The sequence below is a fragment of the Actinopolymorpha alba DSM 45243 genome (assembly GCF_000373925.1).
In the GTDB taxonomy this organism is placed as follows: domain Bacteria; phylum Actinomycetota; class Actinomycetes; order Propionibacteriales; family Actinopolymorphaceae; genus Actinopolymorpha; species Actinopolymorpha alba.
Genome location: NZ_KB892740.1, coordinates 107,895 through 130,299 on the forward strand (window position 1 = coordinate 107,895; position 22,405 = coordinate 130,299).

Annotated in this window: 22 protein-coding genes; 11 read left to right on the forward strand and 11 right to left on the reverse strand. The window is 68.7% G+C overall.

Annotated elements, in window-relative coordinates:
- Positions 1 to 140: 140 nt before the first annotated feature.
- Entirely contained in the window at positions 141 to 2,366 is a 2,226-nt protein-coding gene (locus tag B141_RS0108260) for an anthranilate synthase component I (RefSeq protein ID WP_020574687.1), read from the reverse strand.
- Between the two features lie 216 nt (positions 2,367 to 2,582).
- Between B141_RS0108260 and B141_RS0108265 the strand changes: the two genes are divergently transcribed.
- Positions 2,583 to 3,239 carry a class I SAM-dependent methyltransferase gene (locus B141_RS0108265; RefSeq protein ID WP_020574688.1) on the forward strand — a complete coding sequence of 219 codons (657 nt, stop codon included), beginning with the start codon at positions 2,583 to 2,585 and terminating at the stop codon, positions 3,237 to 3,239.
- A 350-nt stretch (positions 3,240 to 3,589) separates the two neighbouring features.
- On the opposite strand, the gene B141_RS0108270 is transcribed toward B141_RS0108265, so the two are convergent.
- Positions 3,590 to 4,987, reverse strand: coding sequence for an Nramp family divalent metal transporter (locus B141_RS0108270; protein WP_020574689.1), 1,398 nt, complete (start codon positions 4,985 to 4,987; stop codon positions 3,590 to 3,592).
- 262 nt (positions 4,988 to 5,249) lie between these two features.
- On the opposite strand from B141_RS0108270, the gene B141_RS0108275 reads away from it, so the two are divergent.
- Positions 5,250 to 6,329, forward strand: coding sequence for an aldo/keto reductase (locus B141_RS0108275; RefSeq protein WP_020574690.1), 1,080 nt, complete (start codon positions 5,250 to 5,252; stop codon positions 6,327 to 6,329).
- A 25-nt stretch (positions 6,330 to 6,354) separates the two neighbouring features.
- Here the strand turns inward: B141_RS0108275 and B141_RS0108280 are convergent, their stop codons facing one another.
- The gene (locus B141_RS0108280) at positions 6,355 to 7,245 is read right to left on the reverse strand and encodes a carbohydrate kinase family protein (protein ID WP_020574691.1); all 891 of its coding nucleotides are present in this window, start codon (positions 7,243 to 7,245) and stop codon (positions 6,355 to 6,357) included.
- Positions 7,246 to 7,345: 100 nt separating this feature from the next.
- Positions 7,346 to 8,323 (reverse strand): hypothetical protein, encoded by a 978-nt coding sequence (locus B141_RS0108285; protein ID WP_020574692.1) that lies wholly within the window; start codon positions 8,321 to 8,323, stop codon positions 7,346 to 7,348.
- A gap of 222 nt (positions 8,324 to 8,545) precedes the next feature.
- Here B141_RS0108285 and B141_RS0108290 point away from each other — a divergent pair, with 222 nt between their 5' ends.
- From B141_RS0108290 to B141_RS0108310, 4 genes are all read left to right on the forward strand, one after another.
- Positions 8,546 to 9,316: a phytanoyl-CoA dioxygenase family protein gene (locus B141_RS0108290; protein ID WP_020574693.1), complete on the forward strand. Its 771-nt coding sequence runs from the start codon at positions 8,546 to 8,548 to the stop codon at positions 9,314 to 9,316.
- Positions 9,313 to 10,326 (forward strand): helix-turn-helix domain-containing protein, encoded by a 1,014-nt coding sequence (locus tag B141_RS0108295; RefSeq protein WP_020574694.1) that lies wholly within the window; start codon positions 9,313 to 9,315, stop codon positions 10,324 to 10,326. Before B141_RS0108290 ends, B141_RS0108295 begins: the two co-directional genes overlap by 4 nt.
- 141 nt (positions 10,327 to 10,467) lie before the next feature.
- Positions 10,468 to 11,544 (forward strand): LacI family DNA-binding transcriptional regulator, encoded by a 1,077-nt coding sequence (locus tag B141_RS39550; RefSeq protein ID WP_051114008.1) that lies wholly within the window; start codon positions 10,468 to 10,470, stop codon positions 11,542 to 11,544.
- A gap of 333 nt (positions 11,545 to 11,877) precedes the next feature.
- On the forward strand, positions 11,878 to 12,486 hold the full coding sequence (locus B141_RS0108310) for a D-sedoheptulose-7-phosphate isomerase (RefSeq protein ID WP_020574697.1): 609 nt from the start codon (positions 11,878 to 11,880) through the stop codon (positions 12,484 to 12,486).
- Positions 12,487 to 12,525: 39 nt separating this feature from the next.
- On the opposite strand, the gene B141_RS0108315 is transcribed toward B141_RS0108310, so the two are convergent.
- Positions 12,526 to 13,008 (reverse strand): hypothetical protein, encoded by a 483-nt coding sequence (locus tag B141_RS0108315; protein WP_020574698.1) that lies wholly within the window; start codon positions 13,006 to 13,008, stop codon positions 12,526 to 12,528.
- Between the two features lie 188 nt (positions 13,009 to 13,196).
- On the opposite strand from B141_RS0108315, the gene B141_RS0108320 reads away from it, so the two are divergent.
- Positions 13,197 to 14,183, forward strand: coding sequence for an aldo/keto reductase (locus B141_RS0108320; RefSeq protein WP_020574699.1), 987 nt, complete (start codon positions 13,197 to 13,199; stop codon positions 14,181 to 14,183).
- A gap of 126 nt (positions 14,184 to 14,309) precedes the next feature.
- Here B141_RS0108320 and B141_RS0108325 read toward each other — a convergent pair whose 3' ends face one another.
- The 3 genes from B141_RS0108325 to B141_RS39555 form a co-directional block, all read right to left on the reverse strand.
- Positions 14,310 to 14,513 carry a ferredoxin gene (locus B141_RS0108325; protein ID WP_020574700.1) on the reverse strand — a complete coding sequence of 68 codons (204 nt, stop codon included), beginning with the start codon at positions 14,511 to 14,513 and terminating at the stop codon, positions 14,310 to 14,312.
- An 85-nt stretch (positions 14,514 to 14,598) separates the two neighbouring features.
- A complete protein-coding gene (locus B141_RS0108330; RefSeq protein ID WP_020574701.1) occupies positions 14,599 to 15,804 on the reverse strand; it encodes a cytochrome P450 in 1,206 nt (401 codons plus the stop codon).
- 18 nt (positions 15,805 to 15,822) lie between these two features.
- Positions 15,823 to 16,518, reverse strand: coding sequence for a TetR/AcrR family transcriptional regulator (locus B141_RS39555; RefSeq protein WP_020574702.1), 696 nt, complete (start codon positions 16,516 to 16,518; stop codon positions 15,823 to 15,825).
- 96 nt (positions 16,519 to 16,614) lie between these two features.
- On the opposite strand from B141_RS39555, the gene B141_RS0108340 reads away from it, so the two are divergent.
- Both B141_RS0108340 and B141_RS0108345 read left to right on the forward strand, forming a co-directional pair.
- The gene (locus tag B141_RS0108340) at positions 16,615 to 17,679 is read left to right on the forward strand and encodes a type III polyketide synthase (protein WP_020574703.1); all 1,065 of its coding nucleotides are present in this window, start codon (positions 16,615 to 16,617) and stop codon (positions 17,677 to 17,679) included.
- 7 nt (positions 17,680 to 17,686) lie between these two features.
- Entirely contained in the window at positions 17,687 to 18,232 is a 546-nt protein-coding gene (locus B141_RS0108345; protein ID WP_020574704.1) for an isoprenylcysteine carboxyl methyltransferase family protein, read from the forward strand.
- 5 nt (positions 18,233 to 18,237) lie between these two features.
- On the opposite strand, the gene B141_RS0108350 is transcribed toward B141_RS0108345, so the two are convergent.
- Both B141_RS0108350 and B141_RS0108355 read right to left on the reverse strand, forming a co-directional pair.
- Positions 18,238 to 18,702 carry an NUDIX hydrolase gene (locus B141_RS0108350; RefSeq protein ID WP_020574705.1) on the reverse strand — a complete coding sequence of 155 codons (465 nt, stop codon included), beginning with the start codon at positions 18,700 to 18,702 and terminating at the stop codon, positions 18,238 to 18,240.
- An 11-nt stretch (positions 18,703 to 18,713) separates the two neighbouring features.
- Positions 18,714 to 19,499: an alpha/beta fold hydrolase gene (locus B141_RS0108355; protein ID WP_020574706.1), complete on the reverse strand. Its 786-nt coding sequence runs from the start codon at positions 19,497 to 19,499 to the stop codon at positions 18,714 to 18,716.
- 126 nt (positions 19,500 to 19,625) lie between these two features.
- On the opposite strand from B141_RS0108355, the gene B141_RS0108360 reads away from it, so the two are divergent.
- A complete protein-coding gene (locus B141_RS0108360; RefSeq protein ID WP_020574707.1) occupies positions 19,626 to 20,624 on the forward strand; it encodes a helix-turn-helix transcriptional regulator in 999 nt (332 codons plus the stop codon).
- Between the two features lie 46 nt (positions 20,625 to 20,670).
- Positions 20,671 to 21,609, forward strand: coding sequence for a S1C family serine protease (locus B141_RS0108365; RefSeq protein ID WP_020574708.1), 939 nt, complete (start codon positions 20,671 to 20,673; stop codon positions 21,607 to 21,609).
- Here B141_RS0108365 and B141_RS50565 read toward each other — a convergent pair.
- Positions 21,522 to 22,405: HNH endonuclease signature motif containing protein (locus B141_RS50565; protein ID WP_202805698.1), on the reverse strand; the 884-nt coding region annotated here is incomplete at its 5' end. The genes B141_RS0108365 and B141_RS50565 overlap by 88 nt on opposite strands.

The window sequence follows — 22,405 nt, forward strand, 5'->3', positions numbered from 1 at the left end:
TCGTTGACGCGATCACGACCGATGCGCTGAGTCAGCCCGGCCGCCGGGAGTTGTTGATCAACGGTCCCGTATTCGGACAGCTCAGGCGGGGGCTGCCCGATTCGGGGACCGTTGATCAACTCGGCGGGACCGTTGGGCCGTCAGCGCAGCGAGACCGGGGCCTTCGTACGACTCAACGCGAGCGCGTTCGCCACGACCCGGTGGCCGGCTCGGCCGCCCGCGCTGAGGATCGACTCGGGGTGGAACTGCACCGCCCACCGCCGGCGTACCGGATCCTCGATCGTCATCGCGACCTCCGCGCCACTCGGATCAAGCAGCACGCCGGTCACCTCGAAGCCGGACACCTGGTCGGGCGTGGCGTAGAGCGAGTGGTAGCGCCCGGCCACGAACTCCTCCCCGAGCCCGGCCAGCAGACCGCTCCCGTTCAGGACGCGGACCTCGCCCGGCCGGCCATGAGCGGGATAAGGCAGGACCTCGAGCTGGCCGCCGTCGTACTCCACCATCGCCTGCAGGCCGAGGCACACCCCGAACATCGGCAGCGACCGCGCCTCCACCGCCCGCAAAAGCCCCGCGCAGTCGAAGTCGGACGGCCGCCCTGGCCCGGGTGAGAGGACGACGAGATCGGGCGCCAGCTCGTCGAGGAGGCGTTCGGCGAACCCGAACCGCAGCGTCGTCACCGCCGCACCCTGCTGCCGGAAGTAGTCCCCGAGCGTGTGGACGAACGAATCCTGGTGGTCGACCAGCAGGACCCGAAGGCCGTTGCCAGGAAGGGATTCTGCCGAGAGGGAAGCGGCGGCGTACGCCCGCCCGTGGCCGGCTGTTCCCGACTCGACGGACGGCGTGGACGGGGTGGACAGTGCGTCAAGGAGAGCTTGCGCCTTGAGCAGGGTTTCGCGTTCCTCCTCCTCCGGGTCGGAGTCGTACAACAAGGTGGCGCCGACGCGTACGGCCGCGATGCCGTCTTCGACCTGCGCCGTCCGCAAGCTCAGCCCGGTGTTCATCGAGCCGTCGAAACCGACGAAGCCCACCGCTCCGCCGTACCACCGCCGCGGCGCGTCTTCGTGCTCCTCGATGAACCGCATCGCCCACTGCTTCGGCGCACCCGTCACCGTCACCGCCCACATGTGGGTGAGGAAAGCGTCGAACGCGTCCCGGCCCGGCAACAGCTTGCCCTCGATGTGGTCGACCGTGTGGATGAGGCGACTGTAAAGCTCGATTTGACGCCGCCCGATCACCCGCACAGAGCCTGGTACGCATACCCGCGACTTGTCGTTGCGGTCGACGTCGGTGCACATGGTGAGCTCGGACTCGTCCTTGGAGGAGTTCAGCAGCGTCTGGATCTGCCGCGCGTCCTCCAGCGGATCAGCGCCCCGCCGGATCGTGCCGGCGATGGGGCAGGTCTCCACTCGGTCGCCGGTGACCCGCACGTACATTTCCGGCGACGCGCCGACCAGGTATTCGCCCGCGCCAAGGTTGAAGACGAATTCGTACGGCGCGGGGTTGCTGGTACGCAGGCGTTCGTAGAACGCGGCCGGTGAGTCGCACGGTCCGGAGACGAGGTGGCTGGGTGTGACCTCGAAGAGATCGCCGCGACGGAAGTATTCCCGGGCTTCCCTGACCACCTGCGCGTACTGGCCCGGTGTCGGCGCGGGTGGGAGCGGTCGGGCGGTGGGGGCCGGGGTGGGTGCGGTGGTGCGCGCCAATCCGGTGGTACGTGTCGTGGCCGCCGTGGCCGGTTCGTGGTCGGGGATCTCGAAGTCGTACGAGTGCCGCAGACACGTCTCCCGCTTGCGGTCGAGGACCAGAATCTCGTCAGGGAGGTGAAGGACGAAATCCCGTAACGGATCGGTCGTGCGATCGTGGTGCGGGCGCAGCGGCTCGAACTGAAAAGCCAGGTCGTAGCCATAGGCGCCGTACAACCCGAGGTGCGGATCCTCAGCGCTGGCGAACAACCCGACGATCGCCCGCAGCGTGGTGAAGACCGTCGGCTGCCGGCTTCGATCCTCCTCCGCGAAGGTCTCCTCGGATGGGGGGACGAACACCTCCGTACGCTCCGGACCGCTCGCGATGATTTCGCCAGTTTTCGTCATCACCGCGCTGATCGTGGGAAGAAGGACCCGACCACGGGCGTTGAGCGCGACCGCCTCGACTCGCCGGCCGCGGGCGACGATCTCGATGGGTGGGTTGAGGTACGCCAGATGCCAGCGGCTGTAGCGGCCCGGATAGTCGACGCCGGAACTCAGGATCCCGCCCCGCCGGCCGTCGATGTCAGCGGCCATGGCCTGGAGTTCCGTCTCGTCCGTCGACGTGGTCGTGCGGAGGATGCTGATGCCGCCGGCGGTCAGATAGCGTGCCGTGCTGTCCATCTCGGTGAGCCTTCCTTGGGTCAAGCCCGCACCGGAGGATTCGTGCCGTCGTACGACAGAAAGCGACCGCCGGTGAGGGCGGTCGCATTGTCGAAGCGTGGGGTACGCGAGAGGGCGGCCGCCTAGAGGCGGCGCCACCACTGAAGCTGAGGGCGCGTACGCATGGGCGGCAGCATAGCCCGGTGGTGCCGGAGCCGGGAAGTACGGTTCGTCGGCATGACCGAGCCTTCGTACGTGACCGCGGCCCGCCTGGCCTATGACACCGTGGCCGTCGACTACGCCAAACTGCTGCGCGACGAACTCGCCGCCAAGCCAGTCGACCGCGCACAGCTTGGCACCTTCGCCGAACTCGTGCTGGCCGACGGTGCCGGTCCGGTCGCCGACATCGGTTGTGGACCCGGCCGGGTGGCGGCACACCTGCACTCGCTCGGGCTGGAAGTCTTCGGGATCGACCTGTCGCCGGGGATGATCGCGGTCGCGCGCGAAACATATCCAGCGCTGCGGTTCGACGAAGGCTCGATGATTGCGCTGGACCTGGCCGACGGCCAGCTTGGCGGCGTCGTCGCGTGGTACTCCATCATCCACACCCCGCCGGAGCGACTGCCGGTGATCTTTGCCGAGTTCCACCGGGTGCTCCGGCCTGGCGGTTACCTGCAGCTTGCGTTCCAGGCCGGCGACGAGGTGGTGCACCTGGAGCAGGCGTACGGCCACTCGCTCTCCCTCGACGCCTATCGGCTGTCACCCGACCGCATCGCCGACCTGGCGACGCAGGCCGGGTTTGCCCTGCACACCCGCGTGCTCCGCGAACGCATCCCACCCGAGAAGACCAGGCAGGCTTACCTCCTGGTCCGCAAGCCCGGCGGCAGCATCTGAGCTGGTCTGTGCGCTTGGTGTCGCGGGCTTTTGTCGACCCACCTGCGCCAGGTCGGGCGTGCTGCGGGCGGCGTCTCACATTGTGTACGTCTTCTGCGGTACGAGGCAGGGCATGTTCCCACCAGGCAAGGCAAATATGCCTAGTGAGGTGAGGACTTGCCGCGTGAGGTCCGCCAAAGGGTGTACACAATGTGAGACAGAAGCCTGACCTTCTCACTATCCGATACAGCCAGGTCGTAAGGATCCAAATGATCACGTATACGTGGCTCGTGCCTGCCTTGCATGGCACCGACACCACGTGAGGCAGGCAATGATCACGTTTACGTGATCATTGCCTTCACGCGCTAGCTTCAGCCGATGGCGAAGCCGAAGACGTTCACGAACGTGTACGCGCCAAGCAGGCCGATGGCAATGGTGCTGATCACCAGCAGCACGTTGAACGCCCTACCCCCGTACAACCGCGAATCCACCTCGGTCCGCCGCAAATACCACACCGCGACTGCCACCGCGAGCAGGAAGATCCCCGTCATCACCCCACCGATCTGCACCATCACGACAGGAGAGCTGATCAGCAGGTACGCCGCACCCCAGATCAGCGGCAGGCCGACGATGAACCGCTTGATCCGCCGCTCCCGAGCCTGCGGGTCAGACCAGTCAAGGACGCCGAAGGTCGCGAGCACATTGACGTACATCCGTGACCAGCTTGGGATGGCCGCCCACAGCGTGGATCCGAGCACGGCGATCGCGCCGATCAGGAACGTCACGGTGGCCCATTCGCCGAGGGTGTCGGTGTACATCCGCGAGAGCGTTGTCAACATCTCATTGCCCTGAGGCTTGAGCCCCTGCGGATGCAGCACGGCCGCGCCCATGATGAAGAACGCCAGCGTCGAGAAGGTGTAGATCACCCAGGAAACTAAGGCGTCCTTGTACATCACCCGGATCCAGCCGTTGGCCCGGCGTACCCACGCGTCGCTGCCGTCCGGCGGTCCGACCCAGCGGGCATAGCCTTTCTCCACGCACCAGTAGGTGTAGAAGGTGATTTCGTCGGCGCCGACTCCGGTGATCCCGAACATCGCGACCGCCGCGCCCAAGGCGCCGACCGGAATCCCCAGGGCGAGCCCTTCGAGCAGATCCCCGCCCTCATAGGCGAACGGCGTGAACGGCAGCCCGAACGCGATCGCCACCGTGAGGACGGAGAAGATCACCACCATGACGAAGGCGCCGCGTTCGATCAGGCTGTAGCGGCTGGAGTACAGCATCGCGATGCTGCCCACCACGATGATGGCGGTCCAGATGGCCAGAGACGTCGCGCCCAATGGTTCGCCGAACGGCAGGAGCACGCTGCACGCGACCGCGACGCCGCCGATGATGCCGCCAAGTTGCAGGACTTTCGACAGCGCCAGCAGGATCCACAGCAGGTTGACCCACCCGACTCGGCCGAAGCGCGGCGGGATCCGGTTGTAGCCGGTGAGTGCGGGCTGTCCGGTGGAGATCGTCCAGCGGGCAAGCTCGATCTGCACGGCCACCTTGACGGTGGTGGAGACGATGACCATCCACAAAAGTGCGAAGCCTGCTTGGGCTCCGAGCGTCGTGGTGGCGATCAGCTCACCTGATCCGACGATCGAGGCGCTGACGATCAGGCCGGGTCCGAGGTACCGCAGGCTCGCTCCCCAGCCCTTCGGCGGTTCCTTGATCCCGTCGGCCGTGAGGTGGTACGGATCGGCGGCGGGCCGGGTGTCGATGGCCATGGAAAGCCTCCGCTCGGAAGACAACACTGCCTTTGCCGCGGCTTTGCCCTGACGTGACCAACGACGTTAGGTGAGCACCTCCGACGTCTGCACGTCTGACGACCGGGGTTGGTCACCAGCCTGGACGGAGCTGCGGGGTTCCCGCCATCCGGACTCGCCCGCTCAAGCTACTACTTGACACATCGCGTCAAGTAGCTTGACACTCCTCGTCAAGGACGAACGTCGCGGCGCCGACTGCGCGCGCCATTGAGGGAGGTCAGTCGTGGAGTACGAACTGCTGGGGCGAAGCGGCGCCGTGGTGTCGAGATTCGGCCTGGGTGCCATGGGGTTTGGTGACGACCCCGACGAGGAGACGGCCTTCGCCCTGCTCGACGGGTTCGTCGCCGCTGGCGGCACGCTGGTCGACACCGCGGACGTCTACGGCGACGGCCGGTCCGAGCAGGTCGTGGGTCGCTGGCTCGCCAGCCGACCAGCTGACGTGACGACCCGCCTCACGATCGCCACCAAAGGCCGGTATCCGTCGTGGGCCGCCAACGACCCCGCCGCCGGTGGCCTGTCGCGCCAGCATCTCTCGCGTGCGTTGGACGCATCGTTGCGCCGCCTCGGAGTCGAGACCATCGACCTCTACCAGGCGCACGCCTGGGATCCGCTGACACCGCTGGAGGAGACTCTGGCGTTCCTGGACGCCGCGGTACGCCAGGGCAAGATCCGCTATTACGGTCTCTCGAACTTCACCGGGTGGCAGCTGCAGAAGACCGTCGAGCGGGCCGCCGGGTCAGAGCTGGAACGTCCGGTGACCCTGCAGCTGCAGTACAACCTGCTGGCTCGCCAGGTCGAGTGGGAGATCACGCCGTCCGCCACGGACGCGGGGCTCGGGCTGCTGCCGTGGTCACCGCTCGCGGGCGGCCTGTTGACGGGGAAGTACGAACAATCGGTCGCTCCCGCGCAGGGGACCCGCTTCGCCGCTGAGGCGGCGTCGGGGTTCGGCAGCTACTTCCGTTCCTACAGCGGTGACGAACGAACCTGGACGATCCTCGGCACGCTGCGCGAGGTCGCCGCGGAACGCGGGGTCACACCGGCCGAGGTCGCGCTGGCGTGGGTGGCCGACCGGCCCGGCGTCTCCGCGGTGATCGTGGGCGCGCGGACGCTCGACCAGCTTGACCAGAACCTCCGCGCCGCCGAACTCCATCTCGACCCCGAGGAGACGGCTCGCCTCGACAGCGTGAGCGAGCCGGCGGCCGCCGATTATCCGTACGGCGCCTTCGGAAGCTTCCAGCGCAGCCGCACCATCGGTCCGCGGCCGGTAATCCCACCCGAATTGCTTGCCGAGACGACCGCGTAAGGCCGCAAAGGGTCCCCGCCGCGGCTCAGGGCAGCGGACTCTCGAGCAGAGCGCGGACCTCATCGTCGGTCGGGATACCTGACCGCCCGTCGATGGCGCGGCAGGAGAGCGCAGCCGCCGCATTGGCGTACCTCGCCGCGTCGGGCAACCCGAGCCCTCGGTCGACGGCGAGCACAAGGGCCCCGTGGAAGACGTCCCCGGCACCGAGCGTGCTCACCACGTCGACGGTGAACGCCGGCACCCGCACGTGCGTTCCCGCATGCTCGGCGACGAACGCTCCGTCTGGCCCGTCGGTCGCGACCACGCGGCGGGCACCGTCGGCGAGCGCCCGGGCGAGCAGATCGGGGGCGGGCAGCTCGCCGTACGCCCGGCGCAGCGACGGGATCGTCGGCCCGTAGAGATCGACGCCCGCTGGTGTGAAGCCGTCGATCGGATTGCCCGCGTCAACCGAGAGTTGCGGGCCCCGGTGCGCGGCCACGAGGGCGTGGACCAACGGCCACCCGATGTGGTCGGCGTGCACCCAGGCCGCGCCCGCGATCAGCTCCCGGGCGCGGCCAACGGGGAGGTCGAACGCCGGGATCGGCCGGGTGCAGATGGCGCGGGTACCCGTCGACTGGTCGACCAGGACCACGCTCGCCCCGCCGGAGCCGGCCGGCACGGGTACGACGCCGGAGAGGTCGACGCCTTCACGGGTCAGGTCGGCCCGGATGCGCTCGCCGGTCTCGTCGTCGGCCACGGGTCCGATGAAGGCCACGTCACCACCGAGCCGGGCGGCGGCCACCGCGGCGGTCGCGGAGTTGCCGCCACCCGCGTGGACGACGGCGCGGGCGAGGAAACGCTCGTCAGGGGCGGGGAGGTGGGGTACGACGGCGATCGTGTCGGCGTTCACCGATCCCACGAACACAAGTCGGCTCATGAGCGTCCTCGCTCCGCTCCGGGCGTGGCGCTGTGCTTGAGGATTCGCTCGCTGCGCTCGCTGCGCTCGCTCACGGCGCTGTGCTGAACGATTCGCTCGCTCATGAGCCGACCTCCGTCCAGGGACGCGCGCTGGTGGACACGAGTGCCGAGAGTTCGCGCAGGTAGGGGACCGACTCGTCCCGCAGCGTGCGCCCGCGGTCGGCCGTGCCTAGGGCGTTCGTCCACAGCGCCCGGCCGGCGAGCAGTCCGGACGCGCCGCCCTGGCAGCAGGCTTCGACCGCGGTAGGAAAGTCGGCCCGCTCGACGTGGGAGGAGAGCACCACCCACGGGCACGGGATCGAGGCGGTGAGCCGGGCCGCCGCCTCGGTGATCCGCCCGGCGTCCCCGCGCCCGAAGTAGGGCACCTCCGCCTTGTAGAGGTCTGGCTCAAGCGCACCCAACTCCCGGGCGCACCGCAGAAGCGTCGCCTCTCGATCGAACGACCCGCCGCCACCGGACTGGGCCGGCCGGACGACACCTTCGACGATGCTGAGCAGCCCGGCGTCCCGGCACGCGGTGACGAACCGCGCCGCGTCCGCGAGCCGCTCGTCGACGCGGTCGTCGTCCCGCCACGCGATGAGGAGCTTCGCCGCCGCGACGCCCCGGCCGGCGTACCCCACCAGATCGAGCCCGGTGTCGAACGCCGCGTCCCCCACGATCTCGCCTGGTCGTGGCGACAGGCGGTCGGCGGCGACGATCCGGCCAGGCGCCCCGACCGACTCGCCCCGGGATACGGCGTGCGGCGGGCGAGCGAGCAGGTAGGGATTGGTAAGGATGGTCGAACCGTACGCCGGGTCGACGAGAAACCCGGACGCCTCCGGGCCGAGCGCGCGAGCGACGTCCAGCTTGAACGCCCGCAGCTCGTCATCCTCGACCGTGTCCGGCGTACGCCCGGACGTGTCCGCGAGCATGCCGCGCAGCGACTCGCGTTGGTCCATGGCCACCATGACGAAGGTGCCGTCGGGCCGGGCCAGCCGGGCGAGCGTCGAACTCTGGGATGCGGACGCAGGCGCAGGTGCGGGCGCGGATTCGGGCATCGGGCTCCTTCGGGTGGGATCGTTTCCACGGGAACCGAAGCAGAGCGCCCACAAGCGGGTCAACTTAAGGATTCCCAGTCTGTCCGAGACCGGCGCGACCCCTCGTCCATGTCCGTTTCCTCAACAAGGATGTCCGTCAAGCCCCTGCGTTCCAGGGCCGGTGCGCGCCTAGCGTCAAAGCGTCGGCACCACCACGAGATCAACCCCGAAATGGGAGGAACGATGGTCGACGACTCGTTGCTCGCGTCCTATGCCAAGGCGTACGCCGAGGAAGGCTACGTACTCGTCAAAGGACTGCTCGACAAGGCGGAGGCGAAGGCCTACCGCGAGGAGTCTCATGCCCTCATCGAACGCCTCAACCGCGACGCCGACCCCACCTGGGGCAGCGCCCGCGAACTCACCATGGGCCGCCAGACCGAGCTGAAGCACTGCCATGACGTGCAGTTCTATTCGGGGGCCTTCGCCCGCCTGATCGTGGACCCACGGTTCACCGACGTGGCCGCCGCGGTGATGGGCACCCCCAACGTGCAGTTGCACCACACCAAGCTGTTCGTGAAGCCGCCGGAGAAGGGCTCGCCCTTCCCGTTGCACCAGGACCACCCGTTCTTCCCGCACGCGAAGCACTCGATGGGCGCCGCGATCCTCCACTTCGACGACGCGCCGCTCGCCAAGGGCTGCGTGCGGGTGGTGCCGGGTAGCCACCTGAACGGTCCGCTGGCCCACGCGGAGGACGGCGGCTGGCACCTGCCGTTCTCGGAATGGCCGCTGGAGAAATCAGTGCCGTGTGAGGCGGAGGCCGGCGACGTCCTCTTCTTCACCTACCTCACCGTGCATGGCTCGGGAGTCAACACCACGTCTGACGCCCGCACCACCCTGCTGGTGCAGTACCGCGATCCCGCCGACCCGCCCACGGTGGACACGCACCAGTCGCTCGGGCAGGGAATGATCCTGCGCGGAATCGATCCGACCGTACGCGGAGGATCGGCCGGGTGAGCCGGTCGGGCGCTCCTCCCGCACCGGTTGGCGGCGAGCGTCGGGACCTCCAACGCCTCGCTCAGCTGACGTGGGGAGATGGCGCCCGCCTCAGCGTGGACGTGGCCGCCCATCGGGTGGAGTTCCTTTACTGGGGATTCTTCGAGCCGCGGCCCTGGCGTAATTACCTGCACGCCCATTCGTTCTTCGAGGTGTGCTACGCCTACTCAGGGCACGGGACGTTTAGGACGGGTGGTCAGGACCACCTCGTCGAGGCCGGGACGCTCTTCATCGCGCGTCCCGGCGACGTCCACGAGATCGTTTCCAGTGATGACGATCCGCTGAGCATTCATTTCTGGTCCTACACCCTGGTGCCCGCGGCGCGTGGCACGGGCCAGGGAGACTCGGCGGGGCGGGCGATCCGCGCACACGGCCGCGAACTCCTCGAGGCCTTCGCCGACCCCGCCGCGCCGGTCTGCTCGACCTCCGCCGGCCGCGTACCCGCCCTTCTCGAACTCCTCACCGGCGAGGCGGCGCGGCCGGGTCCGGCCTACGACGACGTGCTCCGAGGCCTCGCGCGCACGCTTGTCATCGACACCGCGCGGGCAGTGGTCGACGATCCCGCGCTCGCTCCGCACCCCGACGGTTCGCCGCTCGGCGACGAACAGCTGGCCCGGACCATGGTGCGCTATCTGCAGGACAACTACGACCGTCCGGTGGCGGTGCGCGACCTCGCGGCGCAGGTTCATCTGAGCGAACGGCACGCGAACCGGCTGTTTCGCGGGTTCACGGGTACGACGATCCACGCCTATCTCGTCCGGCATCGGCTTGAGATCGCCGCCCAGCGGCTGCTCGAACACGGCCCGTCGGGAAAGCAGGTCTCCATCGCGGAGATCGCGCGGTCATCTGGCTATCCCGACGTACGTCATTTCACGACGGCGTTCCGCCAGCACTGGGGGGTCACGCCCGGCATATTTCGGGCAGGAGATGGTACGGCTCATCTGAAAACAGCGGAAGAGGATATGAGCTGAAAGTTGCCCGACTCCCAAGGAAAACGTTGACGCTCGACAGGGGCGCTGGCTACCTTCCGTTGAATCGGTTCGCGGCGGCTGTGGCGTCCCCGCGAGTTTCTTCAGGGCCGCGAGGGCGCGGTTCCTTTTCTGGGAGGTGAAGTGGTTCACGCGAATCAGCGTGCCAATGGGGGTTCGACTGATCTTTTTCCTGTCCGTACAACGCTCTCCGATGTCGCGGCGCGGGCCGGGGTCTCACGGTCAACGGCGTCGCGGGCTCTGACCGGCCGCGGGTATGCGGCGCCAGCGGTCAGGGATCGGGTGCTCGCGGCTGCCGAGGAGCTCGGATATGTTCCCGACGCGAATGCCCGCAGCCTCAAGGCGCGGCACACGCCCACGGTCGGGGTCATGGTGTCCGATCTCCGTAACCCGTTCTATGCCGAGGTCGCGGCAGGTGCGGCAAGTGTGCTGCGCGGACAGGGCTACACGATCGTGCTCGTCGACGACGCTCGCAGCGATCTCGAGGAAATGGCCGCGGCGCGCACCTTCGTCGCGATGCGGGTCGCGGGTGTCCTGCTGACGCCGGTTTCGGCCGCACCGAGCCAGCTCATCCTGAAGCAGGGCGTGCCGGTCATCGAGATGGACCAGCAGTTCTCCCGGGGCGAATGCGACGCCGTGTTGGTCGACAACGTGACCGCGGCGCGCGAGCTCACCGAGCACCTGATCGGCCTCGGCCACCGGCGGGTCACGATGGTCACCAACGAGACCGAATGGACCACCGGAGCAGGACGCCTCAAGGGATACCTGAAGGCATTCGAGAACGCCAGCCGGCCGGTCAGCGATGACGCGGTCCTGTGCTGCGGGTATGAACCCGACCAGATCGAGAAGCTCATCGTGGAGCTGCTGTCGGCGCGCCGCCGTCCGACGGCGGTCTTCGCGACCAACAACCTGCTCGCCGAGGCGGTGTGGCGGCAGGCGACCAAGCTCGGGTTGCGGATTCCTGACGACCTGTCGTTCGTGGCGTTCGACGATTCTCCGTGGATGAGCATGGTGGAGCCAGGCATCACGACGGTGGCGCAGCCCTCGATCGAGCTTGGTGCCCGGGCGGCGCAGCTGTTACTGAACCGCATGACCAAGCCCGGACGCCCCCGCACCGCGCGGCTGGACTGTCCTCTGATCGTGCGCGCCTCGACGGCTCGCCTGAGCCGTCGCCGGCGCCCCGCGGCCGTGGCCTCGTGAGCTCAGAGGTCCCTCAACCCCGCTCCGCACGAGATCAAGACGCTCGTCATTCCTGTCGACCCGGAGTTGCCCGTGGTCGAGACTGATCTGTTGGAAATCCACCAACCGGCCGACCCCGCGATCACAGCCAGCGAGCCGGAGGTGACCACCAGCATCAGCAAAGCTCCATGAACACCGCGATGATCGCGGTAACCTCACCGGGCCGGGTGGTGCCGTCGATCCGCAACACCGTTGGCGGGTTGGGCTTGTTACGGCAGCCGCCAGCAGGATCGTGGGCGCCTGTCGCGGGCCCGACCGCAAGAGAGCGTGAGGTAGGCGTGGGGACGATGTGCGATGCGTGATCTGCTGGCCCGGCAGCTGGCCGACCATGTCGAGACGGCCCGGTCGGTGGAGTCGCTTCTGCCGTTGGTGGCCGACCTCGGCGAACTCCTGTGTACGACGTTCGACCGAGGCGGCCGGCTCTACACCTTCGGCAACGGCGGCAGCGCGGCGGATGCGCAGCACCTTGCCGCCGAACTCGTCGGGCGTTACCGGCGGGAGCGGCCACCACTCCCCGCCGCGGCGTTCAGCGTCGATCCGTCCGTGGTGACCTGCATCGGCAACGGCTACTCCTTCGACGACGTCTTCGCCCGCCAGGCCACGGCGTGGGCCCGGCCCAGTGACGTCGTGGCCGGCTTCACGACGAGCGGGCGCTCACCCAACGTTGTCCGCGGCCTCTCGGCGGCTCGCGACGTCGGTGCGACCACGGTGCTGTTCGCGGCCGGCGACGGTGGCGAGGCGGTGCGGTACGCCGACCTCGCGCTCCTCGTGCCCTCGCTGACGACGGCCCGCACCCAGGAGATGCACCTGCTCCTTCTCCACCTGGTGAGCGAGTGGGTCGACGCGTGGGCGGCCGGCGAGGCCGACGCACACGGCAACAGCCTCGAAGTCGCCGTCAGCTGAGCCTCGTTGCATGGGGTCGGCTGCTTGCTCGACGCGAGTTCAGCGCTGGCGCAGGCGTTCCCGGACTGACGCGACGGTGACACCGCCATCGGGATGTTTCGCCAGTTTGCCCCGCCTGATCAGGTCGTGGACCCCCTGGCGGGTCATGCCGAGCATCGCTCCGGCGACGGCGTATGTCACGGCGGCCGCGGTCGGATGGCCCACCCGCCGCGCGGTGACCTGGCCGAGCGGGGTCTGCCACCACTCGGCCGGCGGGTCGAATGCCGTGTCGCTCGGGAAGAGCGTGCTGACCAGGCGGATGAGCGTCTGAGTGGCCAGCAGGTCGTCGGGGCCGAGGAGTTCGGCGGCCCACGTGTCGGCCTGCCGGCGGGCCTTCCTGCGTAGCTGCTCCAGTTGTGAGCTGTTGTCGAGCAGGATCTCCAGCGGGTCGAAGAGCCGGCTCTCGAGCACGCGGGTGAGATGCTCGGCGAGCTCTTCGGCGTCGGCGGTGGTCCGTGCGCTGACCGTCGGCGTTGCTGCCATCGTCGCCTCCCTCGCCAATCACCGGATCCACACAGGTTGACGGGCAGTGTCAAGATACCTGCGGCGTCATGTCAAGGGCCCGGAACACCCCCTGTGATGATGGCGTTCTGGCCAGGTGGGCGCTGCCCGGCGGCCGTAACGCCGGTCGGGCTTGTCATCGATGATCAGCGACGAAAGGACCTCGCATCATGCGGACCACCACTCTCGGCAGGGGCGGCGCGGAGGTCGGGCGGATCGGCCTGGGATGCATGGGAATGTCCTGGGCGTACGACGAGGCCGGGCGGGACGACACCGAGTCGATCAAGGTGATCCGCCGCGCGATCGACCTCGGCGTGACGCTGATCGACACCGCCGACGCCTACGGTCCGTTCTCCAACGAACAGCTGGTCGGCCGGGCCCTTCGGGGACGTCGCGATGAGGTGGTCCTCGCCACCAAGGTCGGACTGATGCCCGACGGCGAGCGCACGCTGCACCGTAACGCGCGGCCGGAGTACATCCGGGGCGCCATCGACGGCAGCCTGGCCCGCCTCGGAGTGGATTACGTCGATCTCTACCAGCTACACCGGGTCGACCCGGCCGTACCGCTGGCGGAGAGCTGGGGCGCGCTGGCCGACCTCGTGGCGGCCGGCAAGGTCCGGGCGATCGGGCTTTCGGAGGCGACGGTCGACGAGATCAGGGAAGCCCACGCCATCCATCCGGTGGCGAGCGTCCAGTCGGAGCTGTCGTTGTGGACGCGGGACCGGCTCGCCGACGTCGTGCCCTACACCGAGGAGCACGGCATCGCGTTCCTGCCGTTCTCGCCTCTGGGGCGGGGGTTCCTCACCGGCCGGATCACCTCCGCCGAGCAGCTGGCCGAGGGTGACATGCGACGCAAGCTGCCGAGGTTCCAGGGAGCGGCGTTCGAGGCCAACCAGGCCCTGGTGGAGAAGGTGACGGCTCTGGCCGAGCGGTTGGGCGTGACGCCGGGCCAGGTCGCCCTCGCGTGGGTGGTCGCGCAGGGGGAGTACGTCGTACCCATCCCGGGCACGAAGCGGTTGCGGTACCTCGAGGAGAACGCCGCGGCCGGAGACGTCGACCTGCCCGCCGACGCGCTCGCCGAACTCGACGCGCTACCCGCAGCGGTGGGTGATCGCTACGGCACCGCGATCGCCGGAGCCACGGTCAGCCCCCGCTGACAACATGGCGGCGGACCGGGAATGATCACGTTTGCTCGGCAAATCCCCACGATGCAAGCTCAATTCACCGCGCATCGTGGGGAATGATCACGTAAACGTGATCATTCCCGGCCCCATGCGGGCTCGCTAGTCCTCGTCCGGGACCACTTCGATGGTGCCGGACGGGCAGAGGGATTCGGCTTGCTTGGCCGCCTCGTGGCGGTCGGGCGCGGGTTCGGGGTTGAGCAGCACCACGCAGCCGTCGTCCTCACTCTGGTCGAAGAGGTCGGGTGCGGTGAGGACGCACATGCCGGCGCCGATGCAGCGTTCCCGGTGGATCTCGATTCTCATGATTCGTTCCTCTACCAGCTTCGGCCTACCTACCACGCGGACCATTTCGTCGTACCACACCGACGACTCTCCCCGGCACGCGGTCCTACCACGCGACCGGCAGATGGTGGACTCCGTAGATTGCCATGTCGGTACGCAGTGGCACCTCGTCGGGAGCGACGGCGAGGCGCAGGGTCGGGAAGCGCCGGAACAGTTCGCGGTAGCCGATCCGCATCTCGATCCGGGCCAGTTGCTGGCCGAGGCATTGGTGGATGCCGTGCCCGAACGCCACATGCCCAGCCGCCGACCTGGTGACGTCGAGCGCCTCCGGGTGGTCGAAGCGGTCGGGATCGCGGTTGGCGAGCGGTATCGAGATGACGACCGTCTCGCCGGCCTTCACCAACTGGCCGTCCACCTCGACGTCCTCCAGGGCCGCACGCACGGTGCCGAACTGAACGATGGAGAGATACCTCAGCAGTTCCTCGACGGCACCCTCGATCAGGTCGGGATCCTTGCGGAGCGCGGCCAGCTGGTCCGGGCGCTGGAGCAGCGCGAAGGTCCCGAGCGCCAGCATGTTCGCGGTGGTCTCATGGCCGGCGAGGAGCAGCAGCGTCGAGATGCCGACAAGCTCGTCGTCGTTCAGCTCGGTGTCCCGGATCAGCCCGCTGATCAGCGCGTCGTCCGGGTTCGTCCGCTTGCTGAGGACCAGGTCGCGGAGGAGGTCGTTGACCGCCTCCATCGCCGCCACCCGCTCATCAGGGGGCGACGTGAGGCGGAGCAGTGTCGAGGTGTCCTTCTGGAACTTCTCGCGGTAGGAGTACGGAACGCCGAGGAGTTCACAGATCACCAGGGACGGGATCGGCAGCGAGAACGCTGGTACCAGATCGACGGGTGGGCCGTGCTCCTCCATCGCGTCGAGGTGTTCGGTGGTGATCTGCTCGATGCGGGGCTCCAGGGCCTTCATCCGCCGGACCGTGAACTGCCCCGTCAGTAGATGGCGGTACCTCGTGTGCTCGGGCGGATCCATTCGGATGAAGCTGCCTGGCCGGGTCTTGCGGGGTATCTTCTCGACCCCGGGGACCGGGATGGGCTGGTGGATGAGTTCGATACGGGAGCTGAACCGCCGGTCGGCGAGGACGGTCCGGGCCGCCGCCTGACTGGTGACCACCCACCCCAGATGACCGTCGGGGAAGGCGAGCCTGCTGATAGGACCGTGCTGCCGTAGCTCTCCCAACTCCGGTGGCGGGTCGAACGGACAACCGCTCGCCCGGGCGGTGGGCAGTGTGGTCGCAGTGGACAGCTTGTCTGGCATCGTGTGTTCCCCCTTGTGTCACGTCGTCGTGCCGGATCCCTGCTCCGTTTCGTTGGCGGGAAGGCTCTGCAGATATCTCTCGAATCCACGACGGACCAGGCTGGACAGGTCCTCGCCGAACAACCGCGGGTCGACGATCTCCAGGAACGCCTGGACGAGCCGTGGCACCGTTTCCGGTGTCAGGCTGTCGCTGCCGAGGGCGCGGGACACGTGTGCGTGGAAGGCGAGGACGCCGAGCCTCATCGCCACGAACACCGCCGCGAGAGCGCGCGGATCCGAATGCTGGGCGTGCCCGTCGTCCGCGAGCTTGGTGAGGTACTCCTCGGTGAGATCCACCATGTGGTCGAAGAGTTCGGTCGCCGATTCCGGGTCGTCGACCATGACGCGCGCGAGGTACCGGACCACGGGTGGCGCGCTCTGGTAGATCGCGGCGAGGAACGCCGGATCGCCGAGCCCCTTTTCGTCGATGCCCTCCTTGGCGTGCCGCTGGACGAACTCCAGGACGTAGGCGTCGCAGGCCTCGCGGAGGCGTTCCTTGGAGCCGAAGTGGTGCTGGACCAGCGCCGCGGAGACACCCGCCTCGGCTGCGATACCCCGGATCGTCGCGCCCCTGATCCCGTGTTCGGCGAACTGCAGGAGGGCCGCGTCCCGGATCCGGGCGCGGGCGGTGAGGTCGTCGACCGACCGGTTGCGCGACGGATGCGTTGAACGCATGTACAGCAGACTAAACCGCTGTTCAGCCCTCTGTACAGACGTTCAGTATCGCCGGATTCCTCCGGTAGGTGGGGAGTCCGCGTCTACGATGCATTGGTGACGCGCATCGCCTCCGTGCACGGGGTGCCCGCCCCATACCGGTACGCCCAGCGCGAGCTCACTGACGCCTTCGCCCGGTTAAGCGACCTTCATGGCACCCGTCGGCAGGCCCTCGAGCGGTTCCACACCAGTTCGACGGTCCAGGCCCGCCACCTCGCCCTACCGCTGGACGACTACCCGCGGCTCCACGGATTCGGTGCTGCGAACGACGCCTTCATCGCCAGCGCTCTCGACCTGGGCGGTGAGGCGATCACGGGGGCGCTGGCCGACGCGGGGATTTCCGCGGACGAGGTGGACCTGTTGGCGTTCACGAGTACGACAGGAGTCGCCGCACCCTCGATCGACGCGCGGCTCGTCCAGCGCCTGGGGCTGCGGCCGGACGTCAAACGGCTCCCGCTGTTCGGGCTCGGCTGCGCCGGTGGCGCGGCCGGCCTGGCCCGGGTGCACGACTACCTGACTGGTTGGCCCGAGCAGGTGGCGGTCCTTCTCTCGGTCGAGCTGTGCTCGCTGACGCTGCAGCGCGCGGACGTGTCGGTGGCGAACCTGGTCGCGAGTGCGTTGTTCAGTGACGGCGCGGCGGCGGTGGTGATGACGGGTGAACGCCGTACGCCCGTGACGCCCGCGCGCGGGCCGCGCGTGGTCGCGACCCGAAGCCAGCTCTACCCCGACAGCGAGCGGGTGATGGCGTGGAACGTGAGCGACTCGGGGTTCCGGATCGTGCTGGGCGCGGAGGTCCCGGACGTCGTACGCGCGTATCTCGGCGGGGACGTACGCGCCTTCCTGGCCGACCACGACCTGAAGCTGGAGGACATCACGACCTGGGTCTGCCATCCTGGCGGGCCGAAGGTGCTCGACGCGGTGGCGGAGACGCTCGGCCTGCCCGCCGATGCGCTCGACGTGACCTGGCATTCGCTCGCCACGATCGGGAACCTGTCGTCCGCGTCGGTGCTCTTCGTTCTCCGGGACACTCTGGCGCGGGGCCGCACCGAGCCGGGTACGCCCGGCGTACTCCTCGCGTTGGGTCCCGGTTTCTGCTCCGAACTCGTGCTCCTCGAATGGTGATCCGACCGTGAGTGGGTACGCCCTCTACGCCGTGCTCGTCGGCGCGGTCGTCATCCAGCGGCTGGTCGAAGTCGCGGTCTCCCGACGCAATGCCGCCTGGACCTTGCGCCAGGGTGGGGTGGAGTTCGGGGGCCGACACTTTCCGCTGCTGGTGGTGTTGCACGTCGGGCTCCTGGCCGGTTGCCTGGGCGAACCCGTTCTGGCGGACCGGCCCTTCATCCCGTTGCTCGGCTGGCCGATGTTCGGGTTGGTGGTGGCCGCCGGAGCGCTGCGCTGGTGGTGCGTCGCCACCCTTGGCCGGCGCTGGAACCACCGCATCATCGTCGTGCCCGGGCGTGCGCCGGTGGCGCGGGGTTCCTACCGATACCTACGGCATCCCAACTACCTCGCGGTCGTCGTCGAGGGCCTCGCGCTGCCGCTGGTGCACAGTGCGTGGATCACAGCAACGGCGTTCACGCTGGTCAACCTGGCGGTGCTGCTGCTGATCCGGATTCCCCGCGAGGAACACGCACTCACCTGGGCGGCGTCAGCCGAGCGCCTCGCGCCCCGGTGAGACCGTCAGAAGCCGAAGGTGACGACGGGTTCGGGCGTCCCGTAGCGCAGACGCTCGAGCACGTAGCGCTCGTGGGGCACCACCGGATCGGGTAGCGCGTCGAGCGGGAACCACCGAAGGTCCGCGGCCTTGGCGCGCTCGACAAGCCGAGGTGTGCCGTCCCACCGCCGGCAGTCGAAGAAGAAATCGACCCGCTCGTCGATCGGATTCTGGTTTCTCTGGGTGCGATGCATCGCGGTCAGCGGAGTGAGGTCGGTGGGCTTGATCACCACACCGAGTTCCTCGAACGCCTCCCGGCAGGCCGCTTCCAGGACTGATTCACCGGCCTCCACGTGACCGGCGGCGCCGACCGCCCAGTGGCCGTCCATGTAGCCGGTGCCCCGGCGCAACTGGAGGAGCACCTCTTCACCGTGGACACCTCGGCGGGGGACGACGTAGGCGGCTGGCACCACCTGGAAACGATCGGTCATGGGTCTCGACTCTAGGCGGAGCCTCCGACACCTCCGGCCGGGCGGCTGGCGAGTTCGTCGAGGATCGCGGCGAGCCCGGCCGGCTCGGAGAACATCGGCCAGTGTCCCGTCGGCAGTTCGGCGTACGTCCACTCCTTGCCGCCGAACCCGGCGAAGAACGGATGACCCGCCGCGACCATCGCTTTCACCTGCTCGAGCGGGAACATGCAGGTCACCAGCGTGTGCGGGATGGCGTCGCGGCGTATGTCGTTGGTAAGCCGGAGCGGTTGCGCGTTGGCGCCGAGTGGCTGGGGCACCGCGTGTGCGGTGAACCGCGCCCACTCGGCCGGACCGAGACCGTTGGCGCTTCCGTCGCCGGTGGCCGTGAGGTCTTCGAGGGTCGGTACGGATTCGAGCCAGCCGTCCTCGCGCTCCTTCATCCGGGTGAGTACGGCGTCCCGTGCGTCCGGTCCAAGCATGTCCAGCTGGGAGGTGCCGTCGGGGAGCGGACCGCTCTCGACATAGACCACTCGGGAGACGCGTTCGGGAATGCGGTCGGCGGCGCCCGTGACGGGGAAGCCTCCGTAGCTGTGCCCGACGAGGATGACGTCGTGCAGGTCGGCGTACGTGATCGTGTGCACGACATCCGCGATGTGGGTGTCAAGGTTGACCTGCGGCGACGCCAGGTGGGCCCGATCGCCGAGCCCGGTGAGCGTGACGGGGTGGACGTCATGGCCGGCCGCCCGGAGGCGGGTGGTCACGTCCGCCCAGGCCCAGCCGCCGAGCCAGTTGCCGGCGATGAGGACATGTGTAGCCATCCTCGGATTCCTTTCGGTCGTACGTCGATGCTGGAGTGTGGCGCGGCCTCCCCGCGCCCCATGGCCATGGACGTTAGACCTAAATCCGGACCGTTTCCGCCCGCATTCCGGGGCATTCTTGGAGTCATGCCTGATGTAGAGGGGCGGCATCCGACGACCCGGATCCTCGCCCTGCTCGAACTCCTCCAGGCCCACCACCGGCTTGGTGGTGCGGACCTGGCCGCGCGGCTGGGAGTCGATCCGCGCACTGTTCGCCGGTACGCCACGCGCCTGGCCGAGCTCGGCATTCCCGTGGAGGCGGAGCGGGGGCGGTACGGCGGCTACCGGCTCCGCCCCGGCTACAAACTGCCGCCGCTCATGTTCACCGACGACGAGGCGACCGCTGTGGTCCTCGGGCTCATGGCCGCACGTGCTGTCGGGTTGGCGACCGCGTCAGCGGGTGCGGCGACCGAGAGTGCCCTCGCGAAGATCTCCCGGGTGCTGCCGCCCGCTCTGCGGGAGCGGGTCGCCGCGGTGCCTGACACGCTCGGCCTGACGCTGCCCACGCGGGAGGGTCGGGCCCCGCAGACCGCGGTCGTGCTGAGCCTCGCGGCCGCCATCCAGCGGCACCGTCGGGTCCGCATCGCGTACGAGTCGTGGCGAGGTGATCCCTCCGAGCGCGACCTCGACCCCTATGGCCTGGTCGTCCACCGCGGCCGGTGGTACGTCAGCGGGCACGATCACCGGCGGGGTGAGGTACGGACCTTCCGCGTCGACCGGATCGGCGAGGTCTCCACGCTCGCGGAGGAGTTCGCGCCACCCGAGGAGTTCGATGCGGTCGCGCAGGTGAGCGGGTCGCTGGCGCGTGTGCCGTGGGCGCATGAGGTTGAGGTGGTGCTCAAGGCGCCGCTCGCCGACGTACGCCGGCGTATCTCGCCGTGGATGGGCAGCCTGGCCGAGGTCGAAGGGGGAGTACTCGTCTCACTTCGGGCGGAGCGGCTCGAAGGGGTCGCGCAGATGCTGGCCGGCCTCGGGTGGCCGTTCGAGATCCGCCGGCCGGAGGAGCTGCGCGGGGCGGTCCGTGCGCTGGCGGGTTCGCTGCTGGCGTACGTCGAAGAGGGCGGCAACGCTGCCGGGACCACGTAGGCTGCATTGGTGTAAGCGCGTAATCCGAGCTGCTCGGAGGTGCCGCATGCTCGACGCGTACTCGGAGATCGTGACTCGGATCGCTGACGAACTCATCCCGCGGGTGGCCAGCCTCACCGTGCCGCGAGCGACGCCGTGGGGTGGGCATGGCGAGAGCGCGGGGTCGGCGGTGGTGTTCACCGAGGACGGCTACCTCCTCACGAACGGCCACGTGGTTGGCTCGGCCGAGACCGGGACTGCCGCGTTCGCTGACGGGACCGAGGCGCCCTTCGACGTGATCGGCGCTGATCCGCTGTCTGACCTCGCGGTGATACGGGTACGCCGGGAGGTTCCCGGGCCCGCGCGGCTCGGTGACGCCGACGCGTTGCGAGTCGGCCAGCTCGTTGTCGCGGTCGGCAACCCGCTCGGGCTCGCTGGCTCGGTGACGGCCGGGGTGGTCAGCGCCCTCGGCCGGTCGATGCCGGCCCGGGACGGCCGGACCGTTCGCCTGATCGAGGACGTCATCCAGACCGACGCCGCTCTCAACCCCGGCAACTCCGGTGGGGCGCTGGCGACCGCCGATGGGCTGGTGGTCGGGATCAACACCGCGGTCGCCGGTGTGGGTGTCGGGCTGGCCGTCCCCCTCAACTCCACCACGCAGCGAATCGTGGGGGAGTTGGTGCAGCGGGGGCGGGTACGCCGTGCCTACCTGGGCCTGGTGAGTACACCCGCACCGGTGCCGTCCCGGCTGGTCGATCGGCTTGGGCATCCGCGTGCGCTCCGAGTGGTCGAGGTGGTGGAAGGTAGCCCGGCTGCGGTCGCCGGCATGCGTCCCGGTGACCTTCTGCTCGCCGTCAAAGGCATGCCGATGCGCGGAGCCCAGGATCTGCAGCGGCTGATGTTCGCGGACGCCATCGGTCAGCCGATCGAACTCACCGTGCTGCGGAACGGCGCGATGGTCGACGTGATCGCCGTCCCCGCCGAACTCACCGCCTCCAGCGGCTGACGCGAGTCGACTACGAGGTGTCGGCGCCGGGTCGTCGTGATCCGCCATCGCCCGTCGAGTCCACGGTGGGTTTCGTACCTGTGGGGGTTCTTGGCGCGGTCGCGGTTGTGGTGGTCGCAGGCCGGTGCGAGGTCGTCGAGTTTGGTTTGCTGGTGTTGCACCCAGGGGTGTATGTGGTCGATTTCGCAGTACTTTGCTGGGATGGGGCAGTTGTTGTAGGCGCAGGTGTCGTAGGTCGCGAGGATGGCGCGGCGCATCCAGCCGGGTGCGAGGCGTACGGCGGAGCCGAGGTCGAGGATCTTGCTCGGCGCCTTGAGGATCATCCGGTACAGCCGGGACTTTGAAGCGAGTCGGCGGACGTGCGGCGCGGGTAAAGGGTGTCCGGTCGGCAGGAGAAGTCCAGGAACGTCTTTGTTGGTACGCCGGCCGCACGTGGGGCACGGCTCAGCACTGTCCCCGCCCGCGGCATTCATAGGGTCCCAGTCACCCATCGGGATGGGCGCGGGCACCGCGTCATCATCTACGTGCCGGTCATCGACGGAATCACTGTCATCAACGTCGCCCTGACGGCCAGGCTCATCAGCGGCATCACCGTCATCGACCGCGGCGTCACCGTCATCGGCAGGGCCGTCCTCGGCGTCGTCTTCGACGCTTACATCTGCAGGGTCGTCGGTGAGGGTTTCGGCGTTCACGATGATCAGCAGTTCGGCGGTGACGGCCTGGACCAGCAGCTGAATCAGGACGTCGGCGTTGCGCTGGGACTGGGTGCGGGTGTCATCAGAACCACTCTTGCGGG